The sequence below is a fragment of the Streptomyces sp. NRRL S-350 genome (assembly GCF_000719705.1).
Classification (GTDB): Bacteria; Actinomycetota; Actinomycetes; order Streptomycetales; family Streptomycetaceae; genus Kitasatospora.
On record NZ_JOHO01000244.1, the window covers coordinates 1 to 219 of the forward strand.

Below are 219 nucleotides of genomic sequence, written 5' to 3' on the forward strand. Positions count from 1 at the left end.
GGCCCGGCTTGTTCGCGGACTCGAAGGACAGGCAGCTGCTGTCGGCGAGGCCGGTGCGGACGATCCAGGTGGCGTCGGCCTTGTCGCCGGCGGGGCTGGAGGAGTCGACGGGGGAGATGACGGCCTTGGTGTCGGTGTCGTCGTGGCGGAGGTAGTCGGAGGTGCAGCAGGCGGTGGTGGCCTTCAGGGAGATCCGGGAGCCGGGTGTCAGCGAGCCGG

The 219-nt window shown here is 71.2% G+C and carries 1 protein-coding gene; it reads right to left on the reverse strand.

All coding sequences use genetic code 11. From position 1 onward, the window contains the following. On the reverse strand, positions 1-219 hold a 219-nt coding region (locus tag IF30_RS43005; protein WP_037903352.1), incomplete at both ends, for an AbfB domain-containing protein.